Source organism: Kineococcus sp. G2 (genome assembly GCF_037154035.1).
GTDB lineage: Bacteria > Actinomycetota > Actinomycetes > Actinomycetales > Kineococcaceae > Kineococcus.
Genome location: NZ_JBBBEM010000136.1, coordinates 1 through 16,605, shown reverse-complemented (window position 1 = coordinate 16,605; position 16,605 = coordinate 1). Strand labels below are relative to the sequence as shown.

At 76.7% G+C, this 16,605-nt stretch carries 15 protein-coding genes; 7 read left to right on the top strand and 8 right to left on the bottom strand.

Annotated features, from left to right (window positions below; genetic code table 11):
- Positions 1–10: 10 nt before the first annotated feature.
- Together V9U69_RS18670 and V9U69_RS18665 are read right to left on the bottom strand one after the other, a co-directional pair.
- Entirely contained in the window at positions 11–859 is an 849-nt protein-coding gene (locus V9U69_RS18670) for an NAD-dependent protein deacetylase (protein ID WP_337063378.1), read from the bottom strand.
- Positions 856–2,118, bottom strand: a complete 1,263-nt coding sequence (locus tag V9U69_RS18665; RefSeq protein WP_337063377.1) for an MFS transporter — start codon at positions 2,116–2,118, stop codon at positions 856–858. The genes V9U69_RS18670 and V9U69_RS18665 overlap by 4 nt, the downstream gene beginning before the upstream one ends.
- Positions 2,119–2,158: 40 nt before the next feature.
- Here V9U69_RS18665 and V9U69_RS18660 point away from each other — a divergent pair, with 40 nt between their 5' ends.
- The 3 genes from V9U69_RS18660 (at position 2,159) to V9U69_RS18650 (ending at position 6,560) form a co-directional block, all read left to right on the top strand.
- Complete coding sequence (locus V9U69_RS18660) at positions 2,159–3,118, top strand: LysR family transcriptional regulator (RefSeq protein WP_337063376.1); 960 nt, start codon at positions 2,159–2,161, stop codon at positions 3,116–3,118.
- Between the two features lie 164 nt (positions 3,119–3,282).
- On the top strand, positions 3,283–5,526 hold the full coding sequence (locus V9U69_RS18655) for a putative bifunctional diguanylate cyclase/phosphodiesterase (protein WP_337063375.1): 2,244 nt from the start codon (positions 3,283–3,285) through the stop codon (positions 5,524–5,526).
- On the top strand, positions 5,523–6,560 hold the full coding sequence (locus V9U69_RS18650) for a GGDEF domain-containing protein (RefSeq protein WP_337063374.1): 1,038 nt from the start codon (positions 5,523–5,525) through the stop codon (positions 6,558–6,560). Before V9U69_RS18655 ends, V9U69_RS18650 begins: the two co-directional genes overlap by 4 nt.
- Positions 6,561–6,581: 21 nt before the next feature.
- On the opposite strand, the gene V9U69_RS18645 is transcribed toward V9U69_RS18650, so the two are convergent.
- The 3 genes from V9U69_RS18645 to V9U69_RS18635 form a co-directional block, all read right to left on the bottom strand.
- Entirely contained in the window at positions 6,582–7,640 is a 1,059-nt protein-coding gene (locus V9U69_RS18645) for a diguanylate cyclase domain-containing protein (RefSeq protein ID WP_337063373.1), read from the bottom strand.
- A gap of 185 nt (positions 7,641–7,825) precedes the next feature.
- Positions 7,826–8,569 carry an SDR family oxidoreductase gene (locus V9U69_RS18640; protein ID WP_337063371.1) on the bottom strand — a complete coding sequence of 248 codons (744 nt, stop codon included), beginning with the start codon at positions 8,567–8,569 and terminating at the stop codon, positions 7,826–7,828.
- 109 nt (positions 8,570–8,678) lie between these two features.
- Positions 8,679–10,100 carry a DNA polymerase IV gene (locus tag V9U69_RS18635; RefSeq protein ID WP_337063370.1) on the bottom strand — a complete coding sequence of 474 codons (1,422 nt, stop codon included), beginning with the start codon at positions 10,098–10,100 and terminating at the stop codon, positions 8,679–8,681.
- A 207-nt stretch (positions 10,101–10,307) separates the two neighbouring features.
- Between V9U69_RS18635 and V9U69_RS18630 the strand changes: the two genes are divergently transcribed.
- Together V9U69_RS18630 and V9U69_RS18625 are read left to right on the top strand one after the other, a co-directional pair.
- Positions 10,308–11,363 (top strand): SigB/SigF/SigG family RNA polymerase sigma factor, encoded by a 1,056-nt coding sequence (locus V9U69_RS18630; RefSeq protein ID WP_337063368.1) that lies wholly within the window; start codon positions 10,308–10,310, stop codon positions 11,361–11,363.
- Positions 11,364–11,422: 59 nt separating this feature from the next.
- Positions 11,423–12,178, top strand: coding sequence for a sulfite exporter TauE/SafE family protein (locus V9U69_RS18625; protein WP_337063367.1), 756 nt, complete (start codon positions 11,423–11,425; stop codon positions 12,176–12,178).
- Between the two features lie 30 nt (positions 12,179–12,208).
- Here V9U69_RS18625 and V9U69_RS18620 read toward each other — a convergent pair whose 3' ends face one another.
- Together V9U69_RS18620 and V9U69_RS18615 are read right to left on the bottom strand one after the other, a co-directional pair.
- On the bottom strand, positions 12,209–13,477 hold the full coding sequence (locus V9U69_RS18620; protein ID WP_337063366.1) for an MFS transporter: 1,269 nt from the start codon (positions 13,475–13,477) through the stop codon (positions 12,209–12,211).
- Positions 13,474–14,094 (bottom strand): pyridoxamine 5'-phosphate oxidase family protein, encoded by a 621-nt coding sequence (locus V9U69_RS18615; protein WP_337063364.1) that lies wholly within the window; start codon positions 14,092–14,094, stop codon positions 13,474–13,476. Before V9U69_RS18615 ends, V9U69_RS18620 begins: the two co-directional genes overlap by 4 nt.
- A gap of 342 nt (positions 14,095–14,436) precedes the next feature.
- Here V9U69_RS18615 and V9U69_RS18610 point away from each other — a divergent pair, with 342 nt between their 5' ends.
- Together V9U69_RS18610 and V9U69_RS18605 are read left to right on the top strand one after the other, a co-directional pair.
- Positions 14,437–14,820 (top strand): SdpI family protein, encoded by a 384-nt coding sequence (locus V9U69_RS18610; RefSeq protein WP_337063362.1) that lies wholly within the window; start codon positions 14,437–14,439, stop codon positions 14,818–14,820.
- Positions 14,821–15,234: 414 nt separating this feature from the next.
- Positions 15,235–16,071: an alpha/beta hydrolase gene (locus V9U69_RS18605; RefSeq protein WP_337063360.1), complete on the top strand. Its 837-nt coding sequence runs from the start codon at positions 15,235–15,237 to the stop codon at positions 16,069–16,071.
- 71 nt (positions 16,072–16,142) lie between these two features.
- Here V9U69_RS18605 and V9U69_RS18600 read toward each other — a convergent pair whose 3' ends face one another.
- Complete coding sequence (locus V9U69_RS18600) at positions 16,143–16,433, bottom strand: hypothetical protein (RefSeq protein ID WP_337063359.1); 291 nt, start codon at positions 16,431–16,433, stop codon at positions 16,143–16,145.
- Positions 16,434–16,605 lie beyond the last annotated feature (172 nt).

Genomic DNA, 16,605 nt, shown 5'->3' with positions numbered 1-16,605 from the left:
GCGCGGCCCCTCAGCTCACGGGGGTCAGCTCGGCGGCCAGCGCCGGCAGCACCTCGCCCAGCGGCGCGTCCACGCGCACGTCCGCCTTCGCGTCGCCGCGGGTGGGCCCGGAGTTCACGATCGCCACGGGGATCCCCCGCTTCGCGGCGTGCAGGACGAACCGGTACCCGGACATCACCGTCAGGGAGGACCCCAGCACCAGCAGGGAACGGGCCGCGTCCACCAGCGCGAAGGAGGTGTCGACGCGCTCGCGCGGCACGGTCTCGCCGAAGAACACCACGTCGGCCTTGAGGGTGTCGGCGCCGCAGCGCCGGCACGGCACCGTGCGGAACCCCTCCAGCTGCTCGTCGGTGAGGTCGGCGTCGCCGTCGGGGTTCAGGGCGCGGAACTCGCGCACGCGCGCGTCGAAACCCGGGTTCGCCTCGCGCAGCCGCACGGCCAGCTCGGCGCGGCCGGTGACCTCGCGGCAGGTCAGGCAGACCACCCGGTCGAGGTTGCCGTGGATCTCGACGACGTTCCGGCTGCCGGCGGCCAGGTCGAGGCCGTCGACGTTCTGGGTGATGGTGCCCTCCACCAGGCCGGCGGCCTCCAGGGCGGCCACGGCGCGGTGGGCGGCGTTGGGACGGGCGCGGCGGAAGTGCTCCCAGCCGACGTGGCTGCGTCCCCAGTAGCGGCGCCGCCCCTCCGCGGAGCCGGTGAACTCCTGGTACGTCATGGGCGTGTGGCGCTGCAGGGAGCCGTTCGGGCCGCGGTAGTCGGGGATGCCGGAGCCGGTGGACATGCCCGCACCGGCCAGGACCGCGACGCCGCCGCCGGCCACGAGGTCCCGCAGCCGCCGCAGCTCGCGCTCGTCGCTCACGCGCCCATGCTGCCCGCCGCGGCGTCGCGGCGCAGGAGCAGCGCGGCCACCAGCGCCGCGGCGGCCGCCAGCGCGACGACGCCGGTCACCGCGCCGGACCACCCGCCGGCGCCCATCACCACGCCACCGGCCCACCCCAGGACGCTGGAGCCGGCGTAGTAGCCGAACGTGTAGAGGGCCGAGGCCTGCGCCCGCGCGCCCGGGCGGGCGCGCGCCCCCACCCACCCGCTGGCCACGGCGTGCGCGGCGAAGAACCCGGCCGTCAGCAGCACCAGCCCGGCACCGACGAGCACCAGCGCGTCCGCCAGCGTCAGCAGGGCGCCGGCGGCGAAGACGCCGGTGGCGGCCAGCAGCACGGGCAGCCGCCCGCGCGCGGCGAACCGCCCGGCCACCGCGGAGCTGGCGGTGCCGGCCAGGTAGACGACGAACAGCAGCCCCACCACGGTCTGCGACAGGGAGAACGGCGGCGCCAGCAGCCGGAAACCGAGGTAGTTGTAGACGGTGACGAAACCGCCCATGAGCAGGGCGCCCTGCGCGTAGAGGGCGAGCAGAGCGGGGTCGGCGAGGGCCTCGCGCAGCCGCCGCACCAGGTGGGGGCCGGTGCGCCGGCGGGGCGCGAACCCCTGCGCGCGCGGCACGACGGCGCACAGGACGGCGGTGCCGGCGGCGCCGAGGACGGCGACGGCGGCCACGCCCCAGCGCCAGCCGGCGAGGTCGGCGACGAGGGCGGAGACCACCCGTCCGGACAGCCCGCCCAGGGAGGTGCCGGCGACGTAGGCGGCGGCGGCGCGGGCGACCTGCCCGGCGGCCAGCTCCTCGGCGAGGTACGCCATCGCCACGGCGGGCAGCCCGCCCAGGGCGGCGCCCTGCACGGCGCGCAGGAGCAGCAGGGCCCCCAGGCCCGGCACCCACGGCACCACCAGGCCCACCGCGGTGGCGGCGAGCGCGGAGACGACCATGACGGGCACGCGCCCCACCCGGTCGGCCAGCGCGCTCCAGCCGACGACGGACAGGGCCAGCGCCCCGGTGGCGACCGAGACGGACAGCGCGGCGTGGGCGGCGCTCACGCGCAGGCCGCCGGCCAGGGCGGGCAGGACGGCCTGCACGGAGTACAGCTGCGCGAAGGTGGCGAGGCCGGCGGCGAAGAGGGCGGCGACGACGCGGCGGGCGGCGGGGCTGCCCGGCTCGTGACCGGCGGCCGGCAGGGCGCCCGGGGGCGCGGCCGGGGCGCCGGCGGTCCGGGTGCTGTCCACGCTCACCCGGTCGACGCTAGGCACCGCCCTCTGATGCGTCCAATGCATGGGACGACCCACACTCATGCACCTGCTGCGGCAGGATGACGGGGTGCGCGACGTCGACGAGGTGCTGCAGGAGCTGGCCGGGCCGCTGCGCGTGCTGGTGACCGTCGCCGACCACGGCCACGTCACCCGGGCGGCGCAGGAGCTGCGGCTGGGCCAGCCCACCGTCAGCCGCGCCCTGGCCCGCGTGCAGGAGGCCGTGGGCGTGCCGCTGCTCGTCCCGCACGGGCGGGGGGTGCGGCTGACCCCGGCCGGGCGCGCGTTCGCCGACGCCGCCCGGCGGGCGCTGGGCGAGGCGGAGCGGGGGGTGCGCTCGGTGCGCGAGGACGACTCCCCCGACACCGGCCGCGTCGCGCTGGGGTTCCTGCACACCCTGGGGGCGACCGCGGTGCCGGCCCTGGTGCGCGCCTTCCGCCGCGAGCACCCCGCGGCCCGCTTCCAGCTCACCCAGGACGCCGCCGGCACCCTGCTGGCGCGCCTGGCCGACGGGCACGTGGACCTGCTGCTGACCTCCCCGCTGCCGCGCGGGACGTCCTGGCGCACGCACCCGCTGCTCGAGCAGCCCCTCGTGCTGGCCGTGCCCGCCGACCACCGGCTGGCCCGGCGCGAACGGCTGGCCCTGGACGACGTCGCCGGGGAGGACCTCGTGCTGTTCGAGCACGGCTACGGGCTGCGCGAGGCCGCGGAGGCGATGTTCGCCGAGGCGGGGATCGTCCCGCGGGTCGCCTTCGAGGGGCAGGACGCCGACACCGTGCGCGGGCTGGTCGCCGCCGGGCTGGGGATCGCGCTGCTGCCCGCGCCCGCCGCCCCCCGCCCGGACGTGGTCGAGCTGCCCCTGGCCGGGCCGTCCACGTCCCGCACCGTCGGGCTGGTGTGGCGGGAGGGGGACCTGCCGCGGGTGGCGGCGGCGTTCCGGGACGTGGTGCTGGCGCACCCGGACCTGCTGGGCGGGGCGGGCTGAAGCGGGCGGGGGCGGGCCGGGCGGGCTCACCCGGACGGCCCGTCAAGGCCGCCGGCCACGGGCCCGATGCCCTCAGGAGACGCCCGGCCGGCCCGGGGGACGCGGGTGCGCGGAGCCGCCGCCCGCACGGGAGGGAGGGCGCAGCCATGAGGTTGAATGCTCAATTGGCACTGCTGGCTCTCACGGTCCTCACCTCGATGGCCCTGCCCGCGGCACGCTTCCCGCTGCTGCTGGCGACGAACTGGCTGGCTCTCGCCCTCGTCGTCGCCGGCGCCCTGCGCCACCGGCCGGCGCGCCGGTCCCTCTGGGTGCTCGTGGCCGTCTTCGTCGCGCTGGTCGCCGTCGGCAACACCGGCCTGGCGCTGACCGGGAGCGACGGCCCCGTCACCTCCACCGCCACCTTCACCTCCCAGCTGGTGGCCGCCGCCGCGCTGCCCCTGCTCCTCGGCGCCGGGCGCCCGGGCCCCCACCGGACCCGCGAGCGCGGCGGCGCCCCGGAGCTGACCGTCCACGCGCTGGTCGTCGGCCTGGTCGCCGCCGAGCTCCTCCTGCAGGGCGCGGACCGCCACCGGGAGGAGGCGATGCCGTGGTCGCTGGCGCTGGCACCGGGCATCAACGCCGTCCTGCTGGGGGCGCTGCTGTGGATCCTGCACTCGCGCAGCCGGCTCCTGCCCGCGATGGCCCTGATCGTGGCCGGCGGCCTCGGCTGCCTGACCTACGACCTGGTGGTCACCCTCTCCGGCGCCCGGGTCGCCCTGGGCGGCGACCCCGTCCAGGCGCTGGGCGTGGCGAACATGCTCCTGTTCGGCCTCGCCGCGCTGCACCCGTCGATGACCGCGCTGGGCGGGCCCCGCGCCCTGCGGCACGTGCGCCGGCCCTCCAGCCAGCTCCTGCTGCTGGTGCCGACCGCGCTGGTGCCCGTCCTGCTGCTCGGCGCGCACGCGCTCGGGGCGGGCCTGCGCCTGCCCGCCGCGGTGCTCACGGCCGTCAGCGCGCTGGTGACGCTGGCGGTGCTGCTGCGCGCGCTCACCGTGCTGCGCGAGACCGAGCGCGGCGCCGAGCACGACCCGCTGACCGGCCTGCTCAACCGCCGCGGCCTGACCCGCGCCTACGCCCGCACCGCGGGTGGCCGCGGCGCGGCGGGGACGGGCGGGACGGAGTCGCGGATGGTGGTGTGGATCGACCTGGACGACTTCAAGCACGTCAACGACCGGTACGGGCACAGCAGCGGCGACACCCTCCTGATCGCCACCGCCGCCCGGCTGCGCGAGGCCGTCGGGGAGCGCGGCGTCGTCGCCCGCCACGGCGGCGACGAGTTCATCGTCCTGCTGGACTCCTTCCCCGACGTCGAGGCCGTCGGGCGGGCCGCGCTGCGCGTCCTGGGCGAGCCGGTCGACGTCGGCGGCCGCGCGCTGAACGTCACCGCCAGCATCGGCGTCGTCGAGGCCGCCCCCGGCGACGACCTCGAACGCGTGCTCGCCGACGCCGACATCGCCATGTACGCCGCCAAGCGCTCCGGCAAGTCGACCACCCAGCTGTTCCAGCCGGACCTGCGCGAGGAGGCGCTGACGGCCGTCGCCCTCGTCGAGGACCTGCGCTCCCTGCTCCGCGAGGGCGACGGTTCGGCCGGTGAGCTGTTCGTCGTCTACCAGCCCGTCGTCGACCTGGCCGACGGCAGCGTCAGCGGCGCCGAGGCCCTCGCCCGCTGGCGCCACCCGCTGCGCGGCGTGGTCCCCCCGGACGACTTCCTCGGGCTGGCCGAGCACGAGGGCCTGGGCGCCGTCGTCGACGAGCTGGTCCTGCACCGGGCCCTGGCGCAGCTGCGGCTCTGGGAGGAGACCGGCCGCCGCGGGCTGAGCGTCAGCGTGAACCTGGGGCGCAGCAGCATGTGCGACCCGCAGCTGGCCGAGCGGGTGCTGGACGCGCTGGCCACCCACCGCGTGCCCGCGCAGCAGCTGCACCTGGAGATCACCGAGCACGACGCCCTGCCCGACGACGAGGAGATCCGCACCCGCCTGCACCGCCTCGTCGACGCCGGGGTGAGCGTGAGCCTGGACGACTTCGGCGTCGGCTACACCTCGCTCAGCTACCTGCGCCGCTACCCCGTGCGGGTGCTCAAGCTGGACCGCTCGCTCGTCGCACCGGACGACGCCACCGCCCGCTCCCTGCGCGCCGGCATCACCGCGCTGGCGACCAGCCTCGGCCTGGCCGTCGTCGCCGAGGGCATCGAGACCGCCGCGCAGGCCGAGGAGGCCCGCCGGCTCGGGGTGCGCTTCGGGCAGGGGTACCACTTCGCCCGCCCCCTGGAGCCGGAGGCCTTCACCGGCCTGCTCGCCGGGGACCTCGCACCCGGCGAGCAGACCGGGCCCGCGGCCCTGACCGGGTCCCGTCCCGGCGAGGGGGCGTGAGGCCGGCACCGCGGTGGCGCGCGCCGCTGCGCTCGCTGAGCGCGCGCGACACCGCCTCGGCCCGGGTCTGGGCCAGCGTCGCCCTCATGGCCACCATCGGCACCTGCCTGGGCACGACGGCGCTCACCACGGGCTCGCTGCGCTGGCCGGAACTGGTGGTCACCGCCCTGCTGGGGGCCGTCTCCGCCGCGCTGCTGCTGCTGCCGGTGCACCGCGCCGAACCCCTGGTGGTGCTGGCGCCGCTGGCCGGGACCGGCACCGTCGTGTGGCTGGACGTCCTCAGCGCCGACGCGGGGGTCTCCGGGCAGGTCTTCTTCTGCGTGCCCGTCATCTGGGCGGCCAGCCAGCTGCGGCTGGGCGGCGCCGCCCTGGTCACCGCCGTCACCGTCGCCGCCGAGGCCTTCGTCGTCCTGACGCTGCTGCCGCGCGAACGGGCCCTGGCCGACCTGGCGTACGTGACCACGCTGCTGCTGCTCGTGGCGGGGGTCCTCGCGCACGGCGCGGTGACCCAGGAGCGGCTGGTGCAGCGGCTGCGGCACCAGGCCGACGTGGACCCCCTCACCGGCCTGGTGACCCGCCGCGTGCTGGACGCCGCGGCGGAACGGGCCGTGGGCGCACCCGGCGCGGGCGCGGCGCTCGTCGTCGTGGACGTCGACCGCTTCAAGGCGGTCAACGACACCCACGGCCACCTCGGCGGCGACGCCGCCCTCGCCCACGTCGCCGCGGTCCTGACCGCCCGCTGCCGCCCCGAGGACGTGGTGGCCCGGATGGGCGGCGACGAGCTCGCCGTGCTCATGCCCGGCTGCCCGGAGGAGGTGGCGGCGCAGCGCGCCCAGGCGCTCGTCGAGGCCGTGCGCGAGCGGCCCCTCGTGCTGCCCGGCGGGGTGCGCGTGCCGCTGTCCGTCAGCGCCGGGCTGGCCTGCGCACCGCGGCACGCCGTCAGCGCCCGCGACCTGTACGCCGGCGCCGACAGCGCCCTCTACGCCGCCAAGCGGGCCGGGCGGGACCGGCTGGGGCGGGTGCCGGGCGCCTGAGCCCCGGACGGGGCCGGTGCCTCAGCGCCCGGTCCGCACGCGCTCCGGGCGCGCCTCCCGCTTGGCCCCGTACATGCGGCGGTCGGCGGCACCGAGCGCCTCGTCGGGGCCCTCCCCGGGGACGGCGACGTGCACGCCGACGCTGACGCCCACGCGGCCGGTGCCGCCGGGCAGCGCGTACGGCTCCCCCACCACGCGCCGCACCAGGGCGGCCAGCTCCCGCAGCTCCGGCAGCGCCCCCGGCCCGGCACCGGGGCGCAGCACGACGAACTCGTCGCCGCCCGGGCGGGCCAGCAGGTCGCCGGGCCGCAGCACCCCGCGCACGCGGTGCGCCACCTCGCTCAGCAGCCGGTCGCCCGAGGCGTGGCCCAGCTCGTCGTTGACCCGCTTGAAGCCGTCCAGGTCGCAGTACAGCAGGCCGCACCCGTCCCGGCCCGGGTCGAGCGCGGCGCGCAGCTCGTCGAACATCGCCCGCCGGTTCAGCGACCCGGTGAGCGCGTCGGTGCTGGCCACCTCGTGCAGGCGCAGCTCCGCCCGGCGCTGCTCGGTGATGTCCACGCCCACGCACACCATGCGGTGCGGGCGGCCGTCGCGGTCGGGCAGGGGGGTGTTGTGCCAGGCGATGAGGTGGGTGCCGCCCCAGCGGTCCCGCCAGGTGCCCTCGGCCACCGCCCCGGTCGGGCCGGCGGCCATCACCTCGATGTCCGAGCGGGCCAGGGCCCGCTCGTCGGCGACCACCAGGGCTTCCCACACCCCCCGGCCGAGGACCTCCGCGGCCGCGAAGCCGGTCAGCTGCTCGCAGGCGCGGTTGAAGAGCTCCAGGCGGCCCCCGGCGTCGAGGATGCACACCAGCGCCGTCGTGTTGCTCAGCACGGCCCGCACCACGTCGGCGTCCAGGGCCGCGCCGGTGAGCTCACCGCAGTGCGCGCAGGGGTTCGCGCAGGCGTGGGAGCCGTCGCCGGGTCCGCTCGGGCCACCGCCCGCGGCGGGCACCGCCGGCGCCACCGGGTGCGTCACGAAGGGCCGCGGCGGCGGGGTCCCCACCGGTTCCCGGTGCTCCGGCACCTCGTGTCCCACCACCAGGAAACCCGCCCCCCGCCGTCCGTGCGCCCCGCGCCCCCTGCCGGGGCGCGCGCCGGGCTCGTGCCGCGACCGGTCCCGATGGTGCCCGCCGGGACGCTCCCCCGCCAAGGCCCCGCACGGGGTCACCCGAACGGCGCACCGGGCGCACCAGGTGCGCACGCCCGCGCCCCGGCTCTGCGAGGTCAGCGGCCGCCGCTGACGTCCAGCGTCGTCCCCGTCACGTACGAGGCGGCGTCGGACAGCAGCCACACCACGGCCTCGGCGACCTCGGAGGCGTCCCCGCCGCGGCCCATCGGCACGGTGCGCTGCAGCCGCTCCACCCGGCCGGGGTCGCCGGCGGAGGCGTGGATCTCGGTGCGGATCAGGCCCGGGCGCACGCCCACGACGCGGATGCCGTCGGCGGCGACCTCCCGCGCCAGGCCCACGGTGAGCGCGTCCACGGCGGCCTTGGAGGCGGCGTAGTCGACGTACTCGCCGGCGCTGCCCAGCACCGCGGCGCGGGAGGAGACGTTGACGACGGTGCCGCCGCCGCCGCGCGCCATGCGGGTCACGGCCTCGCGCGCGCACAGGAACGCGCCGACGACGTTGACCTCGAGCAGGCGGCGCACGCGGTCGGCGTCGATGTCCGCCACCCGCGCCGCGGGCGCGTTGACGCCGGCGTTGTTGACCAGGCCGGTGACGGGACCGAGCTGCTCGGCCTCCTTGAACAGCTGCCGCACGTCCGCCTCGGAGGAGACGTCGGCGCGCACGGCCCTGACCGGGGTGCCCAGGTCGGTGGCCTGCTCGGCGACCACCTGGGCCGCTTCGCGGTTCGTGGCGTAGCTGAAGCAGACCGGCACCCCCCGCGCGGCGAGCGCCTGCACGACGGCCGCGCCGATGCCCCGGCTGCCGCCCGTCACGACCACGGTCCCCTGCGCTGGTTGCACGTTCCGCACCGTACCGATCCCCTCGCTCAGCGTGAGGAGGCGGGGCCGGTGAACACCGCCCGCGTCCACGGGTGCGGCAGCGCCACCCCCGCCACCCCCGCCGCGGCCCTCACGACGCCGCCCGGGCGCGCGCGTCCGCCCACCGCCGCGGGTCGAACACCGGCGGCGGGGCGGGCCGCAGGTCCGGGTCGTCCTCGCGGAAGGTGCGCACCCGCCCCGGCGGGGTGTGCGGGCCCTCGAAGCGCACCGTCACCCGCCCCACCCCCGAGCCCTGCACCCAGCCGGGACCGTGCTCGGCGTGCTCGACGTCCCGGCCCGGCAGCCAGCCGGGCCGCGCGGGCGGGCCGTACGGGTGGGCGGAACCGCCGGGCAGCAGACCGTCCCCGGCCGGTTCCTCCTGCTCGGTCTCCTCGACCGGGCCCAGCAGGTCGGCCAGCAGGTCCGCCTGCGCGAACTCCGACAGGCCCGAGACGCCCACGCCCAGCAGCCGCACCCCGTCCGCGACGTCGACGCCGTCGAGCAGCTCGACGGCGTGCGCGGCGATCTCCCGCGCCGAGCTCGTCGCGTGCGGCAGGGTCCGCGAGCGGTTCAGGGTGGTGAAGTCGTAGCGGCGCACCTTCAGCGTCACGGTGCGCCCGGACACCCCCGCCGCCACCAGCCGGCCGGCGACGCGTTCGGCCGTGCGGCGGGTGCGCTCGGTCAGGTCGCGCCGGTCGGTGAGGTCGGTGCCGAACGTCTGCTCCGCCGAGACCGACTTCGCCTCCCGCTCCGGCACCACCGGGCGCGGGTCCACGCCGCGCGCGAACGCCAGCAGGCCGGTGCCGTGGGCGCGACCGAGCAGGCGCACCAGCTCGCCCTCGTCGGCGGCGGCGAGGTCCCCGACCGTGCGCAGGCCGCTTCGCACCAGCCTGTCGCCGGTGACGGCGCCGACACCGGGGATCCGGCGCACGCTCATGGGAGCCAGCAGGTCGTGCTGCTCGGCGGGCGGCACCACGACCAGGCCGTCCGGCTTGCGCAGGTCCGAGGCGATCTTCGCGACCAGCTTGCTGGGGCCGGCGCCCACCGACACCGTCAGGCCCGTCGCCGCCAGCACCCGCTCCCGGAAGCCCTGCGCGATCGCCGTCACCGCCGCCGCGTCCAGGCCCTCGTGCGCGGCGGCCAGGTCCACGTACGCCTCGTCCAGCGAGACCGGCTCCACCAGCGGCGACAGCTCCCGCGCCAGCGCCATCACCTGCTCGGAGACGACGCGGTAGGCGCCGAACCGGCCCGCCAGGTAGGCGGCGTTCGGGCACAGCCGCCGCGCCCACGCCGTCGGCACCGCCGAGCCGACCCCGAACACGCGAGCCTCGTAGCTGGCGGTGGCGACCACCCCGCGACCGCCCGTGCCGCCCACCACCACCGGCCGCCCCCGCAGCGACGGCTTGTCGCGCTGCTCCACCGCGGCGAAGAACGCGTCCAGGTCCAGGTGCAGCACGGCCGGGCGGGACGGGTCCGGGCGCGAGCGCACCGCGGACGCACCGGGGGGCAGCACGCTCCGAGTCTGCACCCCGGCACCGACAGCGCAGCGCGACGGCTCGCGGGCGCACGCGCCCGGCGGGCTCACCCGGCGGGCTCACCCGTGCGCACCACCTCGCCGCCGCTTCCGGTTGCCGACCGGCCCGCGCACTGCTGGCATGCACACCGCCCCCCGGCTCGGAGGGCGGGGCGCGGCGACGAGGGAGCGAGGGCTGTCACGAGCATGACGAACGATCCGCACGGCGCCGTCGAGGAGGTCACCGCACCGGCCACGGGCGCCGGGGAACCGGTCGCGGGCCTGCGCGCGGTCGCCGGCGCGACGCTCCTCGAGCAGGCGGTCCCCGAGCAGGCGGTCCCCGAGCAGGCGGTTCCCGAGCAGGCGGTCCCCGAGCAGGCGGTTCCCGAGCAGGCGGTCCCCGAGCAGGCGGTTCCCGAGCAGGCGGTCCCCGAGCAGGCGGTTCCCGAGCAGGCGGTCCCCGAGCAGGCGGTCCCCGCCGCCCGCGCCGCGGCGCACCCCGAGCACGTCGCGGTGCAGGAACGCACCGCCGAGCTGTTCGCCGCGCTGGCCGGGGAGGACGACCCCGCCGAGCGGGCCCGGCTGCACGAGCGCATCGCCACCCTGAACCTGCCGATGGCCCTGCACATCGCGCGCCGCTACCGCGGCCGCGGCGAGGAGCTGGAGGACCTGCAGCAGGTGGCCGCGGTGGGGCTGATGAAGGCCGTCCAGAGCTACGACCCCTCCCTCGGGCGCGACTTCGCCGTCTTCGCGGTGCCCACGATCTCCGGGGAGGTCAAGCGCCACTTCCGCGACAAGGGCTGGAGCATCCGCCCCCCGCGGCGGCTGCAGGAGCTCAGCCCGCGCGTCAGCGCCGCCCGGCGCGAGCTGGAGCAGGAGTCCGGGCAGGCACCCACGATCTCGCAGGTCGCCCAGCGGCTCGGCGTGGACGTGGACGAGGTCAGCGAGTGCCTCGCCGCCACCGAGCAGTACCGCCTGCACTCCCTGGACGAGCTCGTCGCCGGCGACGGCTCCCGCACGAGCGTCCTGGACACCCTCGGCGACGTCGACGCCGCCCTGGAGGCCACCGTGGACCACCTCACCCTGGCCCCGCTGCTGGCCTCCCTGCCCGAGCGCGACGCCCGCGTGCTGTCGCTGCGCTTCGAGCACGGCTGGACCCAGAGCCGGATCGCCGAGGACATCGGCGTCAGCCAGATGCAGGTGTCGCGGCTGCTGCAGGGGATCCTGAAGCGGCTGCGCACCGCCATGGAACCGGCTGCCTGAGCACCCGCACCGATGACCTAACCTCGCGCGGTGACACCGCACCAGCGCCGGGGCGCCCCGTGGACCTGAGCACCACCGGCCTCGTCCTGCTCCTGGTCGCCGCCCTCGTCGTCGGGTTCGCCAAGACCGCCGTCGGCGGCGCCGCCACCGTCGCGGTCGCGGTCTTCGCGACGGTGCTGCCGGCGAAGGAGTCCACCGGCGCGATCCTGCCGCTGCTCATCGTCGGCGACCTGTTCGCGATCGCCGCCTACCGCCGGCACGCCGACTGGTCGCTGCTGCTGCGGCTGCTGCCCAGCGTCGTCGTCGGGCTGCTGCTCGGCGTGTGGTTCATCGACGTCGTCGACGACACCGTGATGCGCCGCTCCATCGGTGCGGTGATCCTGCTGCTGGTCGGCGTGCACCTGCTGCGCCGGCACCGGCTGCGCCGCAGCGGCGGCGACCTCGTGCCCGCCTCCCCCACCCGCAGGCGCCTCGTCGCCGCGGTCTTCGGCTCGCTGGCGGGCTTCTGCACCATGGTCGCCAACGCCGGCGGCGCCCCCATGTCGATCTACCTGTTCACGATGGGGCTGGGGGTGATGTCGTTCCTGGGCACCGGCGCGTGGTTCTTCTTCATCCTCAACGTCGTCAAGCTGCCGTTCAGCGCCGGGCTGGGCCTCATCAGCGCCGAGTCCCTGCAGCTGGACCTGCTGCTGGTGCCCGCCGTCGTCGTCGGCGCCCTCGTGGGGCGGTGGGTCGCCGGCCGGCTGAACCGCGACCTGTTCGAGAACGTCGTCCTGGCCGCCTCGGCGCTGTCCGCGCTGAACCTGCTGCTCTGAGGGCGGGCCGTCGAGCACCCGGTGCGCGCCCTACCGCTGCGCCGCCGCGGCGGGGTGCACGGCCGCGCGCGGCAGCACCCGCTCCAGCAGGAGCACCCCGGCCCCGGCGGCGGCGGCGAGGGCGGCCAGGGCCAGCCAGGGCGCGGCGGTGCCGGCGGCGAAGAGGGTCGTGAAGAACGCCGGCGCCGCGATCGAGGCGAGCGCGAAGGAGTACTGGAAGCTCGCCAGGTACCGGCCGCGCGCGTGCGGCGGAGCCGCCGCGGCCGCCAGCGCGGTGGAGGCGGGCGCGTGCAGCAGCTCGGCGGCGGTGAACAGCACGGTCGCCGCCGCCAGCGCGACGGCGACGCCGGCGCCGCCCGGGCCGAGCACCGCCAGCGCCAGCGCCCACGCCGTCCACAGCGCCGCGGCCAGCGCCAGCACCCTCGTGCGGCGGTACCGGGGCAGGCGGGCACCCACGGGCGCGGACAGCGCCGCCACCAGCAGGGCGTTGCCGGCCAGCACCGCCCCGGTCAGCCACGGCGCTGCGCGCAGGTCCTCGCGCACCACGGTCGGCAGCGCCAGGGCGAGCAGCACGCTGGCCAGGGCGAAGACCGTGTTCAGCCCCACCAGCGCCAGGAACGGCCGGTCGCGCAGCACCACCCCGTACCCGCCGCCCGCCTCCTCGTCGCCGGCCGGGTGGGCGCCCGCCGGGCGGGGGGCGCGCACGAACACCGCGATGAGCACCGCCGCCGCGGCGAAGCAGGCCGCGGCCGCGTGGGCGACGGCGACGTAGGTGCCCGCCCGGCCGTCGGCGACCACGACACCGGTGACGAGCCCACCGCAGGCCAGCCCGGCGGTGCGGGCACCGTTGGCGACGGAGAACCACGTGTCCGCCGCCCACCGGCCGCCCCCGTCGGCGTGGTCGGCGAGCGCGGTGAACACCGCCGACCAGAAGAACCGCACCCCCACCGCCACGAGCGCGGCCGCGCCGAGGACCCCCACCGGGCCGTCCACGTGCGCGTGGGCGAGGAACCCGGCGGCCTGCAGCACCTGCGCACCGACGACGACCGGCAGGGCACCGACGCGGTCGGCGAGCACCCCCGCCCACAGCGGCACCGGCAGCGCCACCGCGTTCGCGACCGTCAGCAGCACGCCCAGCAGCGCCAGCGGCACGTCGGTCAGCTCGAGGAAGAACACCAGCGACAGCGGCAGGAACAACCCGTTGCCGAGGGAGTCCACGGCGAGCGCGGCGACCAGGACGGCACCACCCCTGCTGCCGCCGGGCGCCGCGGCGGGTGCGCGGGGCGCCGGCGCGCTCACCGGGCGCGGTAGAGGCCGGCGGCGTAGTCGGGGCCGTAGTAGCGCTCCAGGTCCTCCAGCGCCTCGTCCGGGCGCTCCAGCGTCCGGGCGAGCACGGCCCGCGACGGCACCGCGTCCGGCGCCCAGGTCTCCTCCTCCCACAGCTTCGAGCGCAGGAACGCCTTCGAGCAGTGGTGGAAGACCTGCTCGACCTCCACCACGAGCGCCAGGACCGGCCGGTGCCCGCGCACCACCATCCGGTCGAAGAACGGCGCGTCCGAGACCAGGTGGGCGCGGCCGTTGATGCGCAGCGTGTCCCCGCGACCGGGCACGAGGTGCACCAGGCCGACGTGCGGGTTGGCCAGGACGTTGCGGAAGCCGTCGACCCGGCGGTTGCCGGGCCGCTCCGGGATCGCGATCGTCGTGTCGTCGAGGACGAGCGTGAACCCGGGCGGGTCGCCCTTCGGGGAGACGTCGCAGCTGCCGTCGGCGCCGGAGGTGGCGATCAGGCAGAACGGGGAGGCGGCCAGCCACCGCCGGTCCATCTCGTGCAGGCGGGTCCGCTCCTTGGCGAGCGCCTGCGGCAGCGGCTCCCCGACGAGTTCCCGCAGCTCGGCCTCCGAGGTGATGCGACGCACACCCGGAGTCTGCCCACCCGCGGACGCCGGCGCGACGGGTTTGCCGGGTTCCCGGACCTGCGCGCGGGGGACCCCACGACCACGGCGCCGTCCGTGGTGGCGGCCTCCGCTCGCTGCCCCTGCTGGACCCCTTCGCGCCGCGCCGATCGGCGTGGTGGTTCGACCGCCACGACCCCCGCGGATCCGATTCCGCCGTCTGCCGCGCGGCGGGGTCTGCGGACTGCGCTCGCACGCGCCGATCGACAGGTCGCGAAGCGGGCGCACCGCGCGGGTGAGTGCGGACGGTGGCCGCCTGGCTGCCAGGCTGAGGGTGTCGATCACCCAGCGTTGGGAGGGGCGAGCGTGCCGGTGGGGGCTGTGGTCTCGGCCGTGTGGGGCTTGGTGGTGCTCGCGGTGCTGCTGGTGGTCGTGGCCAGGGCTGTCCGCTCCGGTGGGCTGGAGCGCAACTCCCTGATGGGCGTGCGCACCAGGGCGACCACGCACTGCGAGGAGTGCTGGCGGGTCGGGCACCGGGCCGCGCAGCCGGGGCTGCGCCGTGCCGGCCGGGTCGCGGCGGTGGCTGCGGCGGTGGGCGTGGTGCTGGCCGTGGTGGGCTCTGGACGCTCGTGGGGCGAGGCGGTGACTCTGACGACCTTCGGTGTCGGCTACGCCGGGGTGGTGGCGGTGCTGCTGCACGCCACGGTCGTGGCTGGTCGAGCCGCGCGTGCGGTGCACCCGCGCCGGTGACGGCGGACCTGACCGCGGCGTTGTCGAGCACGAAGTGGTTCAGCAGCGCCAGGACCGCACCCGTCGCCAGAGCCGCGACGACCATGCGGACCAGGGGGCGCGTCGTCGAAGGACGGTGTTCCACGTCGGTGTGGGTCATCGCTCCAGCACGGCCCACACCGGGGCTTCGACTCGCCCCGGAGGGTGTTCAGGGCGGTCGCAAGTAACTGCCAGCACTTCAGCAAGAGCGCGAAGTCGCCGACGCCCACGACCACGCGCCATCGGCGGGATGACCGTGAGGTCTCCGGGCTGGTCGTCCCGATAGCGTCACCGGATGCTCCCGCGCCTGGCCCCGTCACCGTCCGAGCCGTTGTGACGGGACCACGAGGGCCGGTCTCGACGCGCTGCTACCGACCACCGGCAGCCCTCCCCACCGTGCTCATCCCGACGCTCACTCCGACGTTGGTGTGGCTGCACGGGGGTGCCTTCTTCGCCGGTGGTCTCGATGGGCCGGAGTCCGATGCCTTCGCCCGGGCCCTGGCGGGGCGCGGTGTGCGGGTGGTGACCGTCGACTACCCCCTCGCTCCGTTGCTGTCGACGCGTCGGCCATTGCCGAAGCGTTCGGCCAGTGGCGTGCCGCGGGCCCGCTTCCCCGCGCAGGTCCAAGATGTGTCCGCGGTGCTCGCCCAGGTGCGGGCGACGTCCACCGGCCCGCTGCTGCTAGGAGGGGCCAGCGCCGGCGCCTGCTTGGCGGCCGGTGCCGCCGCGACCGCAGCCACGGCAGCCCCCGGAGACGGCGCCCGCCTCGATGGTGTCGTGTTGGCCTACGGGTTCTTCCACGCCCGTCTGCCGTCGCGACCGCAGGCACTGCGGGCCCGGTTGCGCGGCCGGCGTCGTTTCACCCACACCCGCTGGCCGATGCTGGCGATGAACCTCAACTACGCCGGGTCCCCGGCACGTCTGGGTGACCCGTCGGCCTTCCCCGGCGGACACCAGCTGGCGGACTTCCCGCCGGCGTTGCTGCTGGACGCCGACCGGGACGGGATGCGGGCCTCCAGCACCCCGTTCGCCGCTGAATTGGCGGCAGCTGGTGTGCCGGTGGAGCATCACGTGCTGCCCGACGCCGTGCACGGCTTCCTGGGGCGTCCGCACGAAGGTGACTTCACCGTCGGCGTCGACGTCATCGCACGGTGGTCGCTGCAGCAGGTGGGGTCGGTGGTCAGGTCGCCGGATCGCGCCGCACCAGTCGCTGGTGTCACCCGCACCGGCTGACACCTCCCGAACCTGCTGCTCCGAGGCACTCCTGCTCACACGCTCGACGACGTGCTCACGCTGTGGCGGCGTTAGCGGCGGTGGCGGGCGTTGAGGACCAGGGACACGAGGCTGAGGACGACACCTGCAGCCAACCAACCGGCGTCGGAGAAGACGGTTCCGCCGGTCCCACCCTCATCGGCGCGGATCGCGCTCCGGTAGGTAAGCACGACCCAGACGGCAGTGAGCACGCCACCGGCCAACGCGAGGAGGACCGCCGACCGGCGGCGTGGTGCTGTCGCTACGGCGAGCACGAAGGCGACCAGGACGATGACGCCCCCCGCCGGTAGCAGAGCTAGGGCGAGCAGCAGCAGGAGGTCCACGACGTCGAGCGTGCCGGGCGTGGGCCTGCGCAGACGCGCCCCTCGATGATCTTCACTGGTTCCGTCCGGCAAGGGCACAGGAGCGGTCTCAAGGCGAAGTACTAACCCGAGCTGCATCCGCTTCTCGGCATTATGTGGGTGATCGGTGTCAAGAGGCTCAGGACGCGGACTC

Bases quoted from the DNA above. Each gene is read 5' to 3' on its own strand.
- V9U69_RS18660 (WP_337063376.1), top strand. From the start codon at position 2,159: ATGGGACGACCCACACTCATGCACCTGCTGCGGCAGGATGACGGGGTG.
- V9U69_RS18630 (WP_337063368.1), top strand. From the start codon at position 10,308: ATGACGAACGATCCGCACGGCGCCGTCGAGGAGGTCACCGCACCGGCC.